At 68.2% G+C, this 18333-nt stretch carries 13 protein-coding genes; all 13 read right to left on the bottom strand.

Annotation, left to right across the window (positions count from 1 at the left end; translation table 11 throughout):
* Positions 1-82: 82 nt before the first annotated feature.
* Positions 83-1453, bottom strand: a complete 1371-nt coding sequence (locus IE325_RS44050; RefSeq protein ID WP_190075844.1) for an NAD(P)/FAD-dependent oxidoreductase — start codon at positions 1451-1453, stop codon at positions 83-85.
* Positions 1450-2586 carry a DmpA family aminopeptidase gene (locus IE325_RS44045; RefSeq protein WP_190075843.1) on the bottom strand — a complete coding sequence of 379 codons (1137 nt, stop codon included), beginning with the start codon at positions 2584-2586 and terminating at the stop codon, positions 1450-1452. The genes IE325_RS44050 and IE325_RS44045 overlap by 4 nt, the downstream gene beginning before the upstream one ends.
* Positions 2576-3634: an LLM class flavin-dependent oxidoreductase gene (locus IE325_RS44040; RefSeq protein ID WP_190075842.1), complete on the bottom strand. Its 1059-nt coding sequence runs from the start codon at positions 3632-3634 to the stop codon at positions 2576-2578. The genes IE325_RS44045 and IE325_RS44040 overlap by 11 nt, the downstream gene beginning before the upstream one ends.
* Positions 3634-5028, bottom strand: coding sequence for an amidohydrolase family protein (locus IE325_RS44035; protein ID WP_190075841.1), 1395 nt, complete (start codon positions 5026-5028; stop codon positions 3634-3636). The genes IE325_RS44040 and IE325_RS44035 overlap by 1 nt, the downstream gene beginning before the upstream one ends.
* A gap of 68 nt (positions 5029-5096) precedes the next feature.
* Complete coding sequence (locus IE325_RS44030) at positions 5097-8480, bottom strand: molybdopterin cofactor-binding domain-containing protein (protein WP_268256404.1); 3384 nt, start codon at positions 8478-8480, stop codon at positions 5097-5099.
* Positions 8477-8989: a (2Fe-2S)-binding protein gene (locus tag IE325_RS44025; protein WP_268256403.1), complete on the bottom strand. Its 513-nt coding sequence runs from the start codon at positions 8987-8989 to the stop codon at positions 8477-8479. The genes IE325_RS44030 and IE325_RS44025 overlap by 4 nt, the downstream gene beginning before the upstream one ends.
* A gap of 28 nt (positions 8990-9017) precedes the next feature.
* Positions 9018-10196 (bottom strand): aromatic ring-hydroxylating oxygenase subunit alpha, encoded by a 1179-nt coding sequence (locus IE325_RS44020; protein WP_190075838.1) that lies wholly within the window; start codon positions 10194-10196, stop codon positions 9018-9020.
* Positions 10197-10234: 38 nt separating this feature from the next.
* Positions 10235-11611 carry an FAD-dependent oxidoreductase gene (locus IE325_RS44015; RefSeq protein ID WP_190075837.1) on the bottom strand — a complete coding sequence of 459 codons (1377 nt, stop codon included), beginning with the start codon at positions 11609-11611 and terminating at the stop codon, positions 10235-10237.
* A 236-nt stretch (positions 11612-11847) separates the two neighbouring features.
* Positions 11848-13077: an NAD(P)/FAD-dependent oxidoreductase gene (locus tag IE325_RS44010; RefSeq protein ID WP_190075836.1), complete on the bottom strand. Its 1230-nt coding sequence runs from the start codon at positions 13075-13077 to the stop codon at positions 11848-11850.
* A complete protein-coding gene (locus tag IE325_RS44005) occupies positions 13074-13394 on the bottom strand; it encodes a 2Fe-2S iron-sulfur cluster-binding protein (protein ID WP_190075835.1) in 321 nt (106 codons plus the stop codon). The genes IE325_RS44010 and IE325_RS44005 overlap by 4 nt, the downstream gene beginning before the upstream one ends.
* Before the next feature lie 280 nt (positions 13395-13674).
* The gene (locus IE325_RS44000) at positions 13675-14268 is read right to left on the bottom strand and encodes a TetR/AcrR family transcriptional regulator (RefSeq protein WP_190075834.1); all 594 of its coding nucleotides are present in this window, start codon (positions 14266-14268) and stop codon (positions 13675-13677) included.
* A gap of 34 nt (positions 14269-14302) precedes the next feature.
* Positions 14303-16513 carry a N,N-dimethylformamidase beta subunit family domain-containing protein gene (locus IE325_RS43995; RefSeq protein ID WP_190075833.1) on the bottom strand — a complete coding sequence of 737 codons (2211 nt, stop codon included), beginning with the start codon at positions 16511-16513 and terminating at the stop codon, positions 14303-14305.
* A gap of 39 nt (positions 16514-16552) precedes the next feature.
* Positions 16553-17362 (bottom strand): SDR family NAD(P)-dependent oxidoreductase, encoded by an 810-nt coding sequence (locus IE325_RS43990; protein WP_190075832.1) that lies wholly within the window; start codon positions 17360-17362, stop codon positions 16553-16555.
* Positions 17363-18333: the final 971 nt, after the last annotated feature.

Here is an 18333-nt window from a genome sequence, read left to right as displayed (position 1 = left end):
CGGTGACCTCGTTCCTTAACTTCAGTTCAGCGATTCGGGAAGCGCGTCGTCCCGGTCGAAAGCGCTCCGGAGCTGGTGGGGTTCACCGCCCCGCCAGGAGGTTGGCGGCGCGGCCGAGCATGGATGTGCCTCGGCCGGAGCGGTCCTCGCGTGCGTCGGCTCCTCGGTAGGCGCTGTAGACCGCTTGGACGCCGAGCCAGCGGAACGGCTCCGGTTCCCAGCGCTGGGACGTGTGGTCGACCCAGGGCAGCGACAGCAGGTCCGAGTCGAGACCGAGGATCAGGTCGCGGACGGTCCGGCCGGCCAGGTTGGTGGTGGTCATGCCGTGGCCGGCGTAGCCGCCGACGATCAGCGCGCCGGTTCGGGTATCGCGGGTGAGGGTTGAGCACCAGTCTCGCGAGACGCCGAGGACGCCCGACCAGGCGTCGGCGATGTCCACCCGCTTCAGTGCGGGGAAGCACTCCACCATCAGGTTCCGTAGCGCTTCGACGGTCACCTGCGGGATCGTGCCGCCTGCCGGGATCCGTGAGCCGTACCGGTACGGCTTGCCGCGGCCTCCGAAGGCAACACGGCCATCGCTGGTGCGCTGTGCGTAGAAGTACACGTGCGCCATGTCGCCCAGGAGTTCGTTGCCTGCCCAGCCGATCGTCTCCCACACCGAGTCCGGAATACGCTCGGTCATGATCATCGATGAGTTCATCGGCAGCAGATCCCGGTGATGCCCGCGTATCTCCGCGGTGAAGCCTTCCACCGCGAGCACGATGTGCTGGGCCCGGACGGACGCGGACGGCGTGTGGACCGTGTGCGGTTCGATGCGGACCGCCGGAGACTGCTCCCAGATCCACACGCCCCTGTCCTCGACTGCCGCGGCGAGGCCTGCCGTCAGCTTCGCCGGGTGCACCCGCGCGCAATGCGGGGAGTACGCGGCGCCAACGGCGTCGGCGATCCGGATGCGGTCCGCGCAGGCGGCCGCGTCGAGGAGGACCTGGTCCCGCTCGCCCCATGCCTCGTCCTCGACGACCTTCGCCTGCAGGCGCTCCCACTGGGCCGGGGTCCGCGCGACCGTCAGCACACCGGGCTTGTCTAGATCGGCGTCGATCCCCTCAACGTTGAGGATCTTGATGATTTCGTCGACCGAGGCGTCCATCTCGTGCTGGAGGTCGACGACGGACTGCCGTCCGTTCTTCTTCGCGTACCTCTCCCTCGATCCGGCCAGGAAGTTGGACAGCCATCCCCCGCTGCGCCCGGATGCGCCGAAGCCGGCGTACTCCCGCTCGAGGATCCCGATGCGCAGGCCGGGTTCGGCCTTGGCGAGGTAGTACGCCGTCCAGAGCCCGGTCAGACCGGCGCCGACGATGCACACGTCGACCTCGCTATCGGAGGCGAGGGGGGCGCGCAGGGCCCTGGGCCCGAGGTCGTGGTCCCAGAACGAGACGGGGTCAGTCGCAGTCATCGCACAGCCTCCTCGGTCTTCTGCACGAAGAGGGACCGCACCTCGTCGTGGTCAACGCCCGCGACGAGCAGGCCCTTCGGTCCGTGCACGTCCCGGCCGGCGACGAGCGCGTTCAGGATCGCCTCCTCGGTCGCCTGCACGACGGCCGTGTAGAAGGGGTCCATGCACCCCCACGGCACGGTCTGAACCGTGTCCAGGGTGGCTGTCTCCCCAGGCCTGCCGCTGGCGGGCGGCTGGCTTCCGAACGCTCCGGTGTTCGCCGTGGAGAACGCCAGGAAGATGTCGCCGGAGAAGTGCGATCCGGCCGTTCCAGTCCGGCCGACGCCGAGCGAGACCCGACGGGCAAGCGCAGCGCACTGCCCCGGGAGGAGGGGTGCGTCGGTTCCCACCACGACGATCAGCGAGCCCGCGCCCGCGGGAGCGGTGCTGATCGCGTTCCCGTCCACGGGCGGCGTGGCGAGCGGTCGGCCCATGACGCGTAGCTCGTGCGCGTCACCGAAGTTGGCCTGCAGGAACACGCCGACTGCGTAGCTCTCGCCTTCGTAGTCGACAAGGCGGGAGGCAGTGCCGTTGCCTCCCTTACGGCCGTAGCAGATCATGCCCGTTCCACCGCCGACAGGCCCCTCCGCCAGGGTGTCGGCACTCGCCGCGTCGAGCGCGGCGATGATGTCGTCCGACAGCAGGTGGCGCACGGTGGCGTCGTTGAGTCGGCCGTCCCACGTCTCGCCGACGACCGGTAGCAGCCAGCGTTCGCCGAGCCCGGGCCGCTCCCGGAGCATCCAGTCGATCACCCCCCGGTGGGCGTCGCCCACGGCATGGGTACTCGTCAGCACGATCGGGGTCGCGAACGATCCGGCCTCACGGATCCAGTGGCTTCCGGTGAGCTCGCCGTTGCCGTTGAAGGAGTGCACGCCCGCCGCGACCGCCTCACCGACGCCCGCGCGGCCGCGGGGGTGGATGGCCGTGGCTCCGGTCCGGGCCCGGGCCTTCTCGCTGATGAGCGTGGTGTGCCCGATCTCGACTCCGGCAACGTCGACCAGGGCGTTGCGCTCGCCGGGCATGCCGTCAAACGGGATGCCCAGATCGCGGGCCCGCAGCGAGCCCGCCGACGCGCCGTTCGTCTCAGTGGACATGCGCGGTTCCCGTCGCCATCGCCGACTGTTCCTGAAGGAGCGGTCGCACCAGGGTGTGGAAGTTCGTCGGGCGCACCATCACGCGGCCCTTTGGCGCAGCGTTGGCGCAGTCCAGGTTCAGCGCACCGGCCTGGGCCGCCTCGGCCATTTGCACGCACACCTCGGCCGGGGTGCCACTGATGGTGAATCGCCTGCGCAGATAGTCCGCGACACCGAGACGCTCGGCCTCGGCGGCGTACTGGGCCTTCTCCTCGGGCGAGGGGTCACCGTGGCTGCGCAGGTGGTAGCCGGAGCCGAGCTTGATGATCCCTTCCCTCAGCTCCTCGGGGAACATTCCCTTGCCGCCGGTCCGCGACCAGTGGTGCACCAGGCTGGTCAGGTGCCAGAGCGCGTCGTTCTTGGCCTGCTCCCCGTCCTCCGAGATGTACCAGGGGGCCATCCACCAGGTCTCGATCTGGCTCTCGTCCCGGCCGGCCTCCTCGCAGCCAGCGGCGATGAGGTCGCGGGCGCTGTGGATGGCCTCCGGGGAGACGCCGCTGCCGACGATGACGCCGTCGCCGATGCGGCCCGCCAGGCGCGTGGCCTTGGGCCCGTGCGCAGAGACGAAGATCTTGACGTCCCGTTCCCCGGGCCAGTCGATGGCGAGCGACTGGCCGCGCCACTCGGCGCGGCCAGTGGTCAGCAGGCCGCGGACCGCGACGACGAACTCCTCAAGGTCGGCGAGCTTGGATCCGACCCCGGCGAGGTTGTAGACGCCGCTGTCGCCGGAGCCCACGCCGAGAATGACCCGGCCGGGGGCGATGTCGTCCAGCGTGGCCGCGGCGGCGGCGGTCACGACGGGGTGGCGGGTGATCCCGTTCGTGACCCAGGGCCCGAGCCGGAGCTTCTCCGTCTTCGCTGCGACCGCGCCAAGGGTCATCCACACCTCGCGGTGGCCCAGCGGGGAGTCCCACAGACCGATCCGGTCGAAGCCGAGGGCCTCAGCCTGGACACCGGCGGAGACGACCTCGTCGACGCCCTGCGGGTTGACACCGAAACCGAACTTCATCAGTAGGCCCCCGTCCGCGCCGGGGTGCCGGCGATGGCGCGGCGGCCGTGACCCGACTCGGTGACGATCTTGCCGTCGCGGTAGACGACCGTGCCGCGCACCATCGTGAGGATCGGCCAACCGGTGAAGGTTTCGCCCTCGTAGAGGGAGAAGTCGCTGTTCGACTGCCAGGTCGAGCTGTCGATGGAACGGACTAGCTCGGGGTCCCAGATGACCAGGTCGGCGTCGGACCCGACAGCGATCGTGCCCTTCTGCGGGAAGAGGCCGAAGATGCGGGCGGCGTTGGTGGAGGTCACCTCGACGAACCGCTGGATCGACCAGCCGCGCCGGCGGATGGCGTGGTCCCAGAACTGCGGCAGCAGCGTGTCCAGATCGGCGTGGCCGGCGAGGAAGGAGTTGCCGACGTTGAGGGACGGGTCGAGCTTCTCCGACAGCTTCCACGGCGCGTGGTCGCTGCAGTACGTGTCGATCATGCCGGATTCGAGCCCGGACCACATCGACGTCACGTCCTTGTCGTGGCGCACCGGCGGTCGGCCGACCCACTTCGCGCCGTCCTCGTCGGAGTACACGTCGTCCGTCTGGTAGAGGTACAGCGGCCGGGTCTCGGCGTACACCGGCCAGCCGCGTAGCCGGGACCGCTGGATCGCCTCGATTCCCTCCTTGGACGACACGTGGACGATGTAGATCGGGCAGTCCGCGGCGCGGGCGAGGCCGAGGGCCCGGACCACGGCCGTCTCCTCGGCGAAGTCGGGCCGGCTGTCGCCGTAGTACTTCGCGCTGGAGCAGCCGTCGGCGTGGAGCTTGCCGGAGAGGTGCAGGCAGATCGCCGAATCCTCGCAGTGGATGAGGGGCAGGACACCGGAGCGTCCGGCCTGCCGGAGGACCTCCAGGTATTCCTCGGCGTACTTTTCGAAGTACGGCCGGCTGAGGAAGAGCTTGATCGTGTTGAAGCCCTCGAGATGCATCTTGCCGATCTCGGCGATGGCTTCGGGGGTCGGGTCGGCGACCACGACGTGGAGCAGATAGTCCACGACGCTGTCGTCGGATGCCTCGGCGTCGTGACGCCTGAGGGCGTCGAGCAGAGGCTCGTTCGTCTCGGCGTACGACATGTTGCCGATGGTGGTGATGCCGCCGGCGGCCGCCGCCCGGGAGCCGGCAACGAAGTCGTCGGCCCACTTCATCCGCTGCCCGGTCGGGAGCGGCGAATCCGAAAGGTGGACGTGCATGTCGATACCGCCGGGAAGAACGACCTTCCCGCTGGCGTCGATGATCTCGGGTGCGGTGAGGTCCGGTCCCATGGCGACCACACGGCCGTCGGTGATGCCGATGTCGGTCACGGCGTCCATTGCGGGCGTCACCACCCGTCCGCCCTTGACTACGGTCTCGATGTTCACTGCGTTCCTTCTTCCGTCAGGGGTGGTGGGATATCGGTTACGACACCAGCGGCGGGTCAGCGTGCGAACTACGCGTGGCCCGGCGTGGTGCGAGGCGGGCGCTGGTCGGCCGCAGTGCGGAGGGCGCGGGCGAGGAGGTTCGACCCGGCGCGAAGCTTCCACCGGGTTCCCGGCAGGGGGTCGGCGTGAGGCGTCCAGGAGGTGCTGGCCTGGTCGATGAGCGAGTCCGTCGGCACGTGCCCGATCAGGCGGCGCTCGGTGTCGGTGGCTCGGTACGGTTTCGGCGCGAGGCCGCCGAGGACGGCCCGGCAGGTCGTGATGGCGCCGTCGTCGTCCACTTCGAGGGAGGCGCAGGCTGCCACCATGGCGAACCCGCCGTCGTACAGGCCGAGTTTCTCGAACACCGTTGTGCGCCGACGTGCTTGGGCCGGTACCACGATCTCCGCGATGAGCTCGTCGTTTCGCAGCGTCGTCTCGCCCGGCCCCCGGTACAGGTCCCGGATGGGGAGCCGTCGCATCGTGGTGGGGCCCTGCACGACAGCGACGGCGTCGAGGGCGGTGAAGACGGTGGCCAGGTCTGACGGGGTGGTCGCCTGGCAGCGGTGGCCGCCAAGTGCAGCGTGGTAGAACCGGTGATCACCCAGTACTGCGTAGCAGGGACAGGAGGCGCCGCCCCGCTTGTAGCAGGGGTAGCCGTTGCGGAAGTAGCTGCATCGCTTTTCCTGGCACAGGTTGCCCGCCACGGTGGCGACGGACCTGATCTGCGGGGTTGCGATCGTGTCGATGGCGGACGCGATGGCCGTGTCGCCGTGGGCCGCGGCGAAGCGGCCGAGGTCCTCGAGCGTGACCGCTCCCCCGATGCGCAGGTCACCGTCACACGTGCCCTCGAGCACGGTCAGTTCATCGATTCCGGTGAGATCGACGAGGTTCTCTTCGGTCCTGAGTCCCTGCTGCCGCGCAACGATCAGATCCGATCCGCCTCCCAGCGGCCGGCTCCTGGGGGTCTGGGCAAGACGCCTGGCCGCCTCCTGACCCGTGCCCGCGGGGATCAGCTTGAGACGATCGGCGGGCCGACGCCGGCGAGCCAGCCTGGTGCCGTAGTGATGCAATACGGCGTGGAGCCCGCGCGGGTAGGCCCAGCGCATCAGGTGGATCCACCACCGGTGCGGGTCGATGCGCCGCCAGGTGCTGCGCGACCCGTTGAGGCGAATCTGGTGTGGGTCGGCGGCCTCCAGCGCGGCCAGGACCTTGTCGGGTGTGATCGGCAGGTCGGTGATGCGCACCCCGACGGCGTGGTGGACCGCGTTTACGACCGCAGCCGCCACGGGTGCGAGCGCTACCTCGGCAAGGCCCTTCGCCCCCTGGGGGCCGGGGCCGGTGTCCGACTCCAGGAAGATCGGAACGACTTCCGGGGCGTCGGCGGCGCGCGGCATGGCGTATTCGGTGTAACTGCCGTTGGCCAATTGGTCCTCGACGTAGACGAGTTCCTCCCCCAAGGCCGCGCCGAGCGCCATCACGACGCCGCCGACGACTTGGCCGCGGGCTCCGGTCGGGTTGATGATCGTGCCGGAGTCGTGGACGGCGTGGACGCGGTGGACGCGGATGCGGCCGGTGCTGCGATCGACGTCCAGTTCGACCGCGTGCGCGGCGAACCCGTAGCTCGGGGAGAGGTTGCCGAAGCCGGACGAGCCGGTGAGGAGGGGCAGTTCGAGGTCGTGCCGGTAATGGATGCGCAGGATGCCGTCGTTTGCCTCCGGTGCGGAGGCGACCAGGTCGCCCAGGGACATGGTGTCGTGCCCGGCGGTGACGAGCCCGTCGGCGAGTGTCACCTGGTCCGCGAGGACCGCGAATTTCGCGGCTGCCAGTTCACGGACCCGGGTCGAGGCAAGTCGCCCGGCTCCGAGCGCGGCGCTGCCGGTCATGAACGTGCCCTTCGAGGCGCCTGCGCCGGGGTCGTAGGGCGTTTCGGCCGTGTCCTGATAGACGATGGCGACGGCATCCGGGTCGACGCCGAGTTCCTCGGCCACCAAGATCGCGGCGACCATGGGCTGCCCGGTGCCCGGGTCGCCGGCACCGGTCCGTACGACGATCGAGCCGTCGGCGCCCAGGTCGATCGTGGCGGAGGCGGTCGTCGCGTGCGGGTTGGTCAGCACGCCGGAGACGTGGGTGCCGGCGGCGATCCCGATGCCGCGCCCTGAGCCTGCCAGGGCGCGGCGCTGGTCCCAGTCGACAGCCGCGCGGGCTGTCTGCAGGCACTCGGTCAGGCGGGAGCCTTCGATCTGCCAGCCCGCGGTGGTGGTCTCCCCCGGTTGGTGAGCGTTGCGGATCCGCAGGTCGACGGGGTCGATCGAGAGGCGCTCGGCCAGTTCGTCCATCTGGACCTCAAGCGCGAATGCCGCCTGTGGTCCGCCGGCTCCGCGGAACGATCCCCCGGGGCGTCGGTGGGTATAGAACGCAGTGCCCTGGATGCGGGCGGCGTCCACCCTGTACTGCGAGGCGAGCAGTTGGCTGCTGTAGCCCATCTCGCTGACGCTGGCCTGGGCGAAGCCGCCGCTTTCCACGAGGATTTCGGCCGTCCTGGTCAGGAGCCGGCCGTCGGCTGCGGCCCCGGTCGACAGTCTGACGACGAAGTCGTGGCGCCGCTTGGTGTGCGCGAACTCCTCGTCGCGCGTGAGCATGAGCCGGACGGCTCGCTGCGTCTTGATGGCCAGGGCTGCGGTGACGACCTCGATGTCACCCGGTCGTACGCGTGATCCGAAGTCACCGCCGGCCGCGATGCGGTGGACTCGCACCTGGTCGGCGTCCAGGCCCAGCATCAGGGCCACATCGCGTTGGACGCTGCGCGTGCCCTGGGTGGGTGCCCACAGGTCGAGGACGTTGTTCTCGGCATTCCAAGACGCGAGCGCTGTGTGCGGTTCCATGCACGCATGCGCCTGGCTGCCGAAGCGGTACTCGCCGGTCACACGGATGGCCGGCTCCGTTTCGAAACAACGCTCGTCGCCGAACAGCCGGTCGAGGGAGCCCGCGATGCACTCGTCTCCCCCGCTGGGGCCCGACTTCAGCTGGCTCTCGAAGGACGGGAAGGGTGGAAGTGGCGCGTAGGAGACCCGGATGCGTTCGATGGCGGCACGCGCCTGCTCCTGGGTGTCGGCTGCGATTGCGGCAATCTCGTGGCCGACGTACCTGACCTCACCGCGTGCGAGCGCGGGCCGGTCGGAGGTGCCGTTGTCGGTGTAGTGCCGGTCGGGCAGGTCCGCGGCCGAAATCACGGCACGGACGCCGGGGCAGGCCTCGGCCGCCGATGTGTCGATCTTGAGGATCCGTGCCCGCCGGTGCGGGCTGCGCAGCAGCGCCGCGGACAGCACACCGAACGTGGGTAGGTCGCCCACGTATGACGTGCGACCGCTCGTACGCTCGTCCCATTCAGCGTGCCTGACGCGGGGCTTGGTCATGATGCTGCCGCCGTTGCGTCGGCCGCCGTGCGGACGGCCTCGACGATCGCCTGATAGCCGGTGCACCGGCAGATGTTCCCCGCCAGCTGATGGCGCAGGTCCCTGTCGTCTGCCGGGACCGCCCCGGACCGGATCAGACCGGCGGCCCGAACGACCTGCCCTGGTGTGCAGTAGCCGCACTGGAACGCACCGGTGTCAGCGAAGGCCGCGCGCAGCGCTTTGGCCGGCTCCGCCAGACCTTCGATGGTCTCGACATGTCCACGCACCCGTGACGCGAGCGCGATGCAGGCGAGGGCGGCACGACCGTCGACCAGGACGGTGCAGGCCCCGCACTCTCCGCGGCCGCAGCCGAGCTTGGTCCCCTGCAGACCCAGCTCGTCCCGGAGCACATCGAGCAGTGTGGCGTCAGCCGCGGCTGATACCTGATGCTCCTCTCCGTTGACCGTGAGCGTGGTTGTCGGGGACTGGGTGCGGGCTGGTTCTCCCCGCTGCCGCCTGTGCCTGCCCATGAACATGTACCTTTCCGATCAAGATCGCTCAGGGAAGCGACACGCCCTCTGCTGCCGTCCGGCTGATGCTCTTGCGGATGCCGTCGTGCCCGGTGGCGCTGCCGCCGAGGGCGTTCTTGTATGCGGCCCACAGGACGTTGTTGAACTGGATGAGGAGCAGTTCGGTCTCCCGCACGTAGCCGTGCCCGGAGAAGCCGCTGTCGCGGACGCTGCGCTGGTGGACCTCCATCAGGACGAAGTCCTCGTCGAAGGTCTCCTCCCACACGTCGACCTTCGTCTTGACGTCCTGGTCGGGGCTGCCGTTCTGGCGGTAGAAGTAGCACTCGTACTTGATCGCGTCCGGCCCGGTCGGGATCGCCTGGCAGAGCACGCCGAAGTGGTTGTGCTGGATGATGAGGAAGCCCGGGAACGCCTGGAGCGACCCGTAGAAGTAGGACTGGTCCCGAGCCTCGGGATCGGGCACGAAGTGGGTGGAGAACAGCTCGCCCTCGGTCGTGTACTCCCACTTGCCGGCCGACCCGTCGAAGCCCTTGTACAGGCTCTTCTCGTGCACCGTCGGGCAGTGGTAGCACTCCAGGAAGTTGTCCATGAACAGCTTCCAGTTGGTGCCGATGTTGTAGGTACGCGAGTCGAACATCTCGTAGTCGGAGAAGGTGGGGTCGAGTCCCTGATCCGCGGCGAACGAGGTCAGGTTCGGGAGCGCCTCGAGCAGGCTCGGTGCGTCGACGTCGGCGTTGACGAAGATCGCCTCTCCCCATAGTTCGAGCGCGACCCGCCGCAGCTCACAGCTGGTTGGGTCGAACCCAGGGTCGACATCCGTTCCGGGTGCCTTAACCAGGCTCCCCTCCAGGTCGAACTCCCAGCCGTGGTAGAAGCACGTCCAGCCGTTCTCTGCGCCCTTGCCCGATTCGGTCGCGAGCGGATAGGCACGGTGCGGGCATGCGTTCACGTAGGCCTTGACCTCGCCGTCCCGTCCCCGGGCCACGATCACCGGCACTCGGCCCGCATTCGCCACGATGAAGTCGCCGGGGTTGGGGATGGCAGAGAGCGTGCCGGCCAACAGCCACCGGTGGTTCCAGATCTCGTTGAGCTCGAACTCGTGGATCGCCGGGTCGTAGTACCAGTGCGCCGGGAGCGTTGCGTTCCTTTCCCGGCCGGCGTCGATGGTGGCGATGTCGATTCCCAGAGCTTCCGCGCTCGCGGTCATCGTGCTTCTCCTCGTCTCATCAGCAAGTCAGGTGGCGGTCAGCCGGACGCGTTCGCAAGCTGCACGACTTCGGGCAAGGTGGTGCTGTCGCAGTTCGAGGACGGCTCCCCGGACTGCATGCGCTGCTCGACCATGGCCTCGAGCTCTGGGGAATCGAGCTCCTCCGGGCGCATACCGAGCTGGGCCCGCGAGACCTTCAGCGTCACGGCCGGATCCTCGGTGGCCAGCGCCTCGAGCGCGGTCGCCCGGGCGACGGACGCGTCATCCCACTTCTCGAAGTTGATGAGGGTGGCCCCGTCGTACAGGGAATCCGGCTTGCCCGAGCTGTCGCAGGCATACATCGCGAACTGTCCGAGCGCGGTCTGGAAGGGGACGGCGACGTCGTCGAGGTCTTCGACCGATGCGAGGGTGTCGCGCAGGATCACGGCGGCCTTGGCAGACTGGGTCATGCCCTGGCCGTAGACCGGGTTGTACGAGCCGACGGCGTCGCCGGTGACCAGGAATCGGCGCGGCCGGCTCGCCAGCTTGTGCCAGAGCCGCAGCTGGTTGCCCGGCATCCGGTAGGTCCCGATCGGGCCGACCGGCTCGCACTGGCGTGCGATCTCGCCGAGGATCGAGACCGGCGCCTGGTCCAGGTACTCCAGGAACGCGCCCTCATCACGCGGCGGGTACTCGCGGGCGACGCCAGCCGCTGCCAGCATCGCAAGTCCGTTGTCGACCACGAAGACGAGGCCGCCGCGGTGATGTCCCGGGAAGGGGAGTGCGTTCACGCCGAAGAGCTGTGGCGGCATGACTCCCTCGGGGATCCGCACGAGGCGCGCCGCGTAGCCCATCTGACACCGAACGTGCACCTCCTCGGGCCGCTCGAAGCCCAGTTGTTCAAACCACTTGGGTGCCTGCGACGCCCGCCCGGTGGCGTCAATGACCAGGTCCGCCTCGATCGACTCCTGCCCCTCCACCTCAACGCCGGTGACGAGCGAAGCGTCGGCCGAGGTGGTCAGCCCGGTCACGGATCCGACCCGGATATGGCAGTTCGTACGCTGCAGGACGTTGCGTCGGACGACCGACTCGAACAGCGGCCGCCTGAAACCGACGGTCTCGATGCCACTCTCCAGCCGCTGACGCCACCCCGCGCCGGACCAGGTGGCCACATCGCGGACCTGGTCGAAGCGGCTGCAGCCCTCCGCGGTGAGCTGGTCCGCAAGGTCCGGGATGAACTGACGCAGCGCGTCCATGCCGGCGGACAGCAGGGCGTGCAGCTGGTTGCCCTGGGGAACACCGCGCCGGGGCTCCGCGCCGAACTCAAGCTCGTCGCGCTCAATGATGATCACCTGATCGAAAGTCTCGGCTGCCGCGAGCGCGGCGCCAAGGCCGGCCACACTTCCACCGATGATCACCACTCGATTTCGGGCCATGTTCGGTGCTCCTGCCTGATTCGTGAGATCCCGCGAATCTGCGTCGCGTGGTGCGGATTCTCGCCCCAAGGTGTTCGTTGCTGCCCGGCCCGGTCGAACCGGGCCTTGCCGATTTCTGTCAGTACCCCGGTGTTCCAGATCCCGGAAGATTGTTGGTCAGTTGACCGAGTTTTGGAGTATGTGCGGCTCCCGAGACGGTCGTCAAGCAGTCCGGGACGCCGGATGCGCCTGCGGCTCTACGACCGCCCGGCCATGGCCGCCAGGTCGACAGCCGGGTGGGTCAGCTCCTCGATGGTCAGTGTCGCGCCACGGTCGAGCAGCCTGCGCATCGCGAGGTGATCCTTCGGGCTGTTGACGGACTCACCGCCGATGAAGCGGTCCTGGGCGAAGCACAGGACGTTGAAGGAGCCCTGGTCCGGTTCGCCGAGGACATACTCCGCGTCGCGTGCACCCACCAGCCCGACGATCTGCAGCTTCGCACTGTGCTGATTGCTCCAGAACCACGGGACTTCGCGCGCCGCGGGCGGGTGCCCGCAGATGGTCCGCGCGACCGCCTTGGCCTGTTCGACGGCGCTCTGTACAGACTCAAGCCGAGTCCGCTGTCCGTCGGCGCGAGGCGTGCTGGCGCAGTCCCCGATCGCGTAGATCGCCGAGTCGTCCGTCCGGAAGAACTCGTCGACGACGATCCCGTTATCGACCGGCACGCCGGCCAGTTCGGCCACGTCGGTGACGGCCTCGGCGCCGATTCCGACCACGACGAGGTCGGCCTCAATCTCGTTGCCCGAGCCTGTAATCAGAACGGTCTTGCTGCCGCGGTCCGTGATTCGCGTGACCGATGTCGACAGCAGCAGTTCGACCCCCTGAGATCGGTGCAGGTCAGCGAGGTGGGCGGCGGTGATTTCCGTGACCGAGCGTGCCATCAGCCGTGGGAGCGACTCGATCACGGTCACCTGCGCCCCGAGCGTCCGCGCCGACGCTGCGATCTCGAGGCCTACGAACCCGCCGCCGACGACGGCGACCTTGGAGGCACGGCGCAGACGGCCATGGAGACCGACGGCATCGTCATGTGTACGCAGTTGATGGACCGAGGGCAGGTCCCCTCCCGGCACCGGCAGCCGGCGGTTACGGGAGCCGGTCGCGATCACAAGATGGTCGTAGGAGAGGGACGCGCCCGAGGCGAGGAACAGGGTGCGTGCACCGCGGTCGACTCCGGTGACCTGTCCGTCTTGGCCCAGGCGGAGATCGATCGAGTTCTTTGCAAAGAAGCTCTGGGGACGCAGCAGGCTGCGCTGAGCCGGGTTGTCGCCCTTGAGGTAGTCCTTCGACAGTGGCGGACGCTGGTACGGGAGACCGTGGTGCTCGTCCAGGAGGACAACCGTTCCATCGAAGCCCTCGGCCCGGATCGACCCCGCTGCCTGGACGCCAGCATGACCGGCCCCGACGATGACGACGCGCGGGGTGCTCACTGTTCCGCCGGGAATCGCACGGTGATGCCGTCCAGCTCGTCGGTGAGGACGATCTGGCAGGACAGCCGGCTTGCCTCGGTGCGCGGCGCGCTCGTCTCATCGAGGAGCATTTCCTCTTCGGGCTCCCGCTCACCCAGCAGCCGCAGCCACTCACTGTCGACGTACACGTGACAGGTAGCGCACATCAGATTGCCAGCGCAGTCCGCCCGGATGCCGTCGAGTCCGGCCTCCATCGAGGCATCCATGATGGACGTGCCGGAGTCCACGTACATCGTGGTGCTGACTTGATCGGAATCAACGAAGGTGACTCGGGGCATTCCTGCTCATCTCCCTACTCGGTACTGCCTTGAGGAAAGTGGACCACTTGGCCAACTTTCTGTCTAGTGTTCGACCAGTTTTCATCCCGACTCAATCGCGGCTGATGCTCTGCGATCCGCCTTAAATTGCCTGATGAGCGGATAGAATCGCCCCAGGTTGACCCTTCTGGAGCCTGCTTTCAGGGGTCCTAAGATGTTGACTCGGCGGCCTACTTTGGCGCACAAGCATGGACCCGCTGAGTGACGGAACGTCACGATCGACGAGTGAAGCAACAATGTGTCAGCAGCGATCGTTCAGGCGATCCAGCATGTCGGCGACGCCGTGCTCGACGATCTCCTCGAGCACGTCGTCGCCGAGAGAGATGAACTGCAGCGCTGCGCCGTCGACCGTGGCGATGATCTGTCGCGCGATCCCTTCGTGGTCCGCTGCCGACTCCTCCGCGCTCGCGCATGCCTCGCGCAGAAGCTGGACCGAGCCGTCCACGCACCGGCGGTAGGCCCGGGAAGCCAGATGGCGCGCATGCGGGTGACGCAGCGCCCAGAAGTTCATCTCGGTGAAGACGAGTTGGATGTCGGGCTGTTGCCGCACCAGGCGCGCGTATCCGCGTGCCATCTCGAGGGCGGCGGTAACCAGTCCCATATCAGGGCGTATCCGTCGGCGGATGGCCGACATCGCCTCGGACACGGTCGTGTCGAACACGGCCTCGAGCAGTTCGGCTTTGTTGGCGAAGCAGTAGTGCAGGCTCGCTGTTGAGGCGTCCGCCTCCTCGGCAATGCGTCGTGTAGTGGCGCGGGCCACGCCCTCACGGGCGACCACCCGTATCCCGGCATTGATGAACTCGCGGCGGCGCTCAACCAGTGACAGATACGCCATCTCGCGCCTTCTTTGCCGTTAATAAGCCCGTTCCTCAGGCCTCGGGCGCGAGCAGACCGCCCGACAGGAAGCGGTCGAGCACGTTGCGGGTGATGCGGGAGACGTTGTTGTCGTAGCCCTTGTACGAGAGGCAGGAGACCCAGATCGTTGAGCTCACACTGAAGACGGCCCCGTCGTTGGGATATTCGAGCATCGTCATGTCGCCACGTGGATGCTTCACATTGGGATCCACGGCGTTGATGCGCTCTTCGTAGACCACATCCCAGTGCGCCGGATCGAAACCGCTCGCTGTGGCGAGCACGATCGTGTGCTCGGGCGTTCCCAGCTTGGGGTCGGTGGCGTCGGTTTCATGCCCCGCGGCGCCCCACACGTTGGTGAGGGAGTCGAAATCGCCGATGACCTCGTCGTCTCCCAGGCCGTCGAAGACGAAGGAGACCCGCGGGTCATGGCTGCCGGGCTGGCGCTCGTAGGGCCGCCCTGGAGCGCCGCCCCCGCCGTAGTAGCCTACGCCCAGCCAGGATTGCGGGGACCGACCCCGGTAGCGCCAGAGCCCGCCCAGCTCGCCGGTGCTCGAGAGGTAGGCCTCCCCCGGCTCGGGGTCCCAGGTCCGGTCCGCCGGGCCGCGGCGCCTGATCTCGACCGAGGCGCCGCTGGCTTCGTCCAGTTCGGTGACCCAGTACATCCCGTTGCCGCCGAGGTACATGAGCCGACCGCCGCCGTCCAGGTAGTCCTGCAGCGCGTCGATCATCTTGCCTGACACGTACTCGGGATGCTGTCCGGTGAGCACCACGCTGTATGGGGCGATCCGCTCCACGCCCTCGTCGTTGAGCTCGATGTCGGTCAGCATGTCGTACTCGTATCCGTGCTCATCGAGCCAGTCGACGATGCGGAGGTCCGCCGCGAGCCCGGCCGGCCCGCCTTCCCCGTTGTTCATGTACGGGTAGCGATACGTGGGCCGGACGCTCACCAAGGGCCGGCGCCATGACGCGTAGCAGACACCCGAGCCGTCGACGTGCGTGTCGTAGAGACTGCGCATGCCAGTCTCAATCATGTACTCGTCCTGCTCCTGATGAGGATAGTTCTTGATCGCTCCGGCGAACATCCCCCCGGGAGCGGCCAGGCGCTCGTTGGCGTAGGCGAGGTAGCTGAAGGTGGGCATCAACAGGGCGATCCTCGCGCTCTGCCGTCCCGCCGGCGGCAGCACGATGAACGGCAGGTAGTCCTCCGCGCCGTCCGTGGTGATGTGCAGCGCGTAGGCCCCGGACCGGAGATCCTCAGGCACCGTCCAGGTGATGGTGGGCTCCCAGCCCGCGTCACTGAGGTCGTCCTCGTGGAAGTGAATCGCCCCGTACTCCTCCGGCGCGTGCGGCCATCCCTCGTGACGACTGGTCCAGTTGTGGCCGGTCGCCCCGCGCATCGGCTGGTTCTCGACCGTGCCGTCGTTCTTCGCGGGCGAGATGTCGTGTGCAAGCCAGGTGTCGATGCCTTGGGAGAAGTCCCAGGCGCCCGCCGCGTCGCTCACCAGCTGTGCGCGCTCCCCGTCCTCGAGCCTCGCGAGCTCGTTGTCGTCCAGGCTCCGGGTGAAAAGTGTCGGCGCATCGATCTTCCCGTTGTAGCCGCGCCCGATGACTGTGCCGTCCTCGGAGCCGACCGTCTCCGCACCGATGACCACGTCGGTTTCGACCGTTGCCCCCGCAGGGGCGATCGTGCCCCACGCCTCGTCTGCGAGCCCGATCGTCACACCGGAGGACGGCCGCAGCACCAGCCGGACCCCGGAGCTGCCGTCGTATGTGGCCGCCACGAAGTACCAGGTGCGTGGACGCACTGGGCTACTTAGGGAGAAGGTGGAGTCCCCTACCTGGAGCGTGAGGAGTCCGTCCTGGAGGCGGAGCGCGAAGCCCTCTCCTTGCGGCGTTCGTCGGGAGATCAGTGTCTGGGTGCCTCGATCGGGCAGCGTTGGCCAGATCCACATCTGGACGCTGAAGCCCTGCCGCGGACGCAGCGCGTCCACTCTCGGGACCCGGACGTAGGAGCCTGTCCGGATCTCCTGGGCGGTGCCGTCGTAGTCACCGTCGATGTCACTCGGCACAGGCAGGACCTTCAGCCCCGGCCCGGCCGGATTGGTGTCACCGTGGCGCAGGCGCACCAGCCGCGCCGAGAACCGAGGCTCGGTGCAGCTGATCATGAATGAGAGCTCCGACCCCGGCACGGCGCTCAACCGGTCGGAGTAGCCGACGATCTTCATCTGGGTTCAGCCTCCTTCTGGCAGTGACCGTGCGGGACTTCACTCCGTGGCCGGGAGGGTCCCGGAGACGTACTGGCTGGAGCTCAGGCCGCCGTCGACGACCAGGTTGGCGCCCGTGATCGCGCTGGCGTCGTCCGAGGCCAGGAAGGCGACCGCCGCGGCGATCTCCTCGGGTTCGACGAGGCGTCCGAGAGGAACGCGTTCGAAGTTGTTGAGCATGTACTCGACCTGCGCGGGCGGGAACGTCTTGTGGATCATCTCGGTGTTCACCCAGCCCGGCGAGACGCAGTTCACCCGGATGCCGCGGGGCGCGAGCTCAAACGACATTGTGCGGGCCAGGCTCAGCAGCCCCGCCTTGGTTGCCGGGTAGGCGTGGTAGGGGCCCGGTGCACCGAGGGCGTCGATCGAAGAAATATGGACGATCGAGCCACCTGCTCCGGCCGCCATGACTGCCGCGACCTGCTGCGACAGCAGGATCGTGCCGGCAAGGTTGACCTGGAGGGTGATCTGCATCTGCTGAAGGCTCGGGGTCAGGAAGGAGCCCGGCTCGTCGAACACGGCAGCATTGTTGACCAGGATATCGATCGTGCCGTGACGTTCGGTGGCATCCGCGACGAGGGCGGCCACCTGGGCCTCGTCGGAGATGTCCGCGAGTCCGGCCGCGATGTCGCCGCCATCCTTCCTGATCGCCGCCACGGTCTCCCCGAGCGAGATACGCGAACGGTCGACGGCGATCACGGTTGCGCCGTCGTCCGCAAGACGTCGCGCGATCGACGCGCCGATTCCCTGCCCCGCGCCCGTGACGATGGCGCACTTGCCCCTCAGGCGCGAGCCCGCGTCAGCACCCATATAGATCGAGTCCCTTTCCGTTTCGACGCCGTGCCGCAGACGGCTGCCGCGTACGCCTCACGATGATCGAAGCAGTAGCCGCACGGTCCGCTTTCTCATCCAGAACTTGGCCATTTGATCCACTCCGGCATCATCGAGCTCTGTTCTCTGATGTGTCAAGGTCAAGGCCGGAGGAGTGGATTCTCCGTGCCGTCCGGCACTTCCATGTAGATTAAAAAGTTGGCCATGCGCCCGTTCGGTGCTGCGGCCGGTAAGTGCCCGTCAGCCCGACGAGATGGCGATCAGAGCAACGCCGACCGCCAGCCCGGCGACCGCCCACATTTGCGACTTCTTCAACTTCTCGCCAAACAGCCAAGCGGCAATCAGGATGGCCACCACGGCATACTGCGACACCAGTACGGCGGTGACGGCCACGTCCTGGCGGCTGCCCAGGACCAGCAGGGCCATGGCGAGCACGTCCGCGACCCCGGCCACCACCGCGAGGACGAGCGTGGAGCGATCGATGCGCAGGCGGCCGGTGGCGGCCAGCGGACCGGCGAGAGCGATCACCGGGACGGCGCGCCCCGGCAGGACGGCCCAGGCCAGTGAGACCTCCCCGCCCAGGTGGCCCTGGCCGAAGAACATTGCGCCGCAGACGATGCACCCGGCCGCCGCCATCAGCGCCGCTCGGCGATCTCGGGTCCGGCGGCCGTCGTGCGCAGGCGAGGCCAGCGCGACCAGCGTCACGACCGATGCCGACACCAGGAGCATCCCGAACAGCTTGGCCGGGCTGGGGACTTCACCGGCCGCCCAGGCGATAGCTGCCGTCACGGTTCCCTCGGCCGAGACGATCGGCACGACCATGGAGACGGCGCCATCGCGAAGCGCGGCATAGACGATGAGGAGGCCTGCAAGCATGGCCAGCCCGACCAGGAGCATCATCAGCAGCGTCCCGCCCCGTGGTGCCGGTCCTCCGCCGATGAGGAGGACCG

This window comes from Streptomyces lanatus (assembly GCF_014655715.1).
GTDB classification, from domain to species: Bacteria; Actinomycetota; Actinomycetes; order Streptomycetales; family Streptomycetaceae; genus Streptomyces; species Streptomyces lanatus.
Note: the sequence above shows the minus strand (reverse complement) of the source record. Positions and strands in the feature narration are given on the sequence as shown.

Coding starts and splice junctions, on each gene's coding strand:
- IE325_RS44020 (WP_190075838.1), bottom strand. CDS start 10,196: ATGACCGCGAGCGCGGAAGCTCTGGGAATCGACATCGCCACCATCGAC.
- IE325_RS44025 (WP_268256403.1), bottom strand. CDS start 8,989: ATGGGCAGGCACAGGCGGCAGCGGGGAGAACCAGCCCGCACCCAGTCC.
- IE325_RS43995 (WP_190075833.1), bottom strand. CDS start 16,513: ATGAAGATCGTCGGCTACTCCGACCGGTTGAGCGCCGTGCCGGGGTCG.
- IE325_RS44040 (WP_190075842.1), bottom strand. CDS start 3,634: ATGAAGTTCGGTTTCGGTGTCAACCCGCAGGGCGTCGACGAGGTCGTC.
- IE325_RS44015 (WP_190075837.1), bottom strand. CDS start 11,611: ATGGCCCGAAATCGAGTGGTGATCATCGGTGGAAGTGTGGCCGGCCTT.
- IE325_RS44000 (WP_190075834.1), bottom strand. CDS start 14,268: ATGGCGTATCTGTCACTGGTTGAGCGCCGCCGCGAGTTCATCAATGCC.
- IE325_RS43990 (WP_190075832.1), bottom strand. CDS start 17,362: ATGGGTGCTGACGCGGGCTCGCGCCTGAGGGGCAAGTGCGCCATCGTC.
- IE325_RS44045 (WP_190075843.1), bottom strand. CDS start 2,586: ATGTCCACTGAGACGAACGGCGCGTCGGCGGGCTCGCTGCGGGCCCGC.
- IE325_RS44030 (WP_268256404.1), bottom strand. CDS start 8,480: ATGACCAAGCCCCGCGTCAGGCACGCTGAATGGGACGAGCGTACGAGC.
- IE325_RS44005 (WP_190075835.1), bottom strand. CDS start 13,394: ATGCCCCGAGTCACCTTCGTTGATTCCGATCAAGTCAGCACCACGATG.
- IE325_RS44050 (WP_190075844.1), bottom strand. CDS start 1,453: ATGACTGCGACTGACCCCGTCTCGTTCTGGGACCACGACCTCGGGCCC.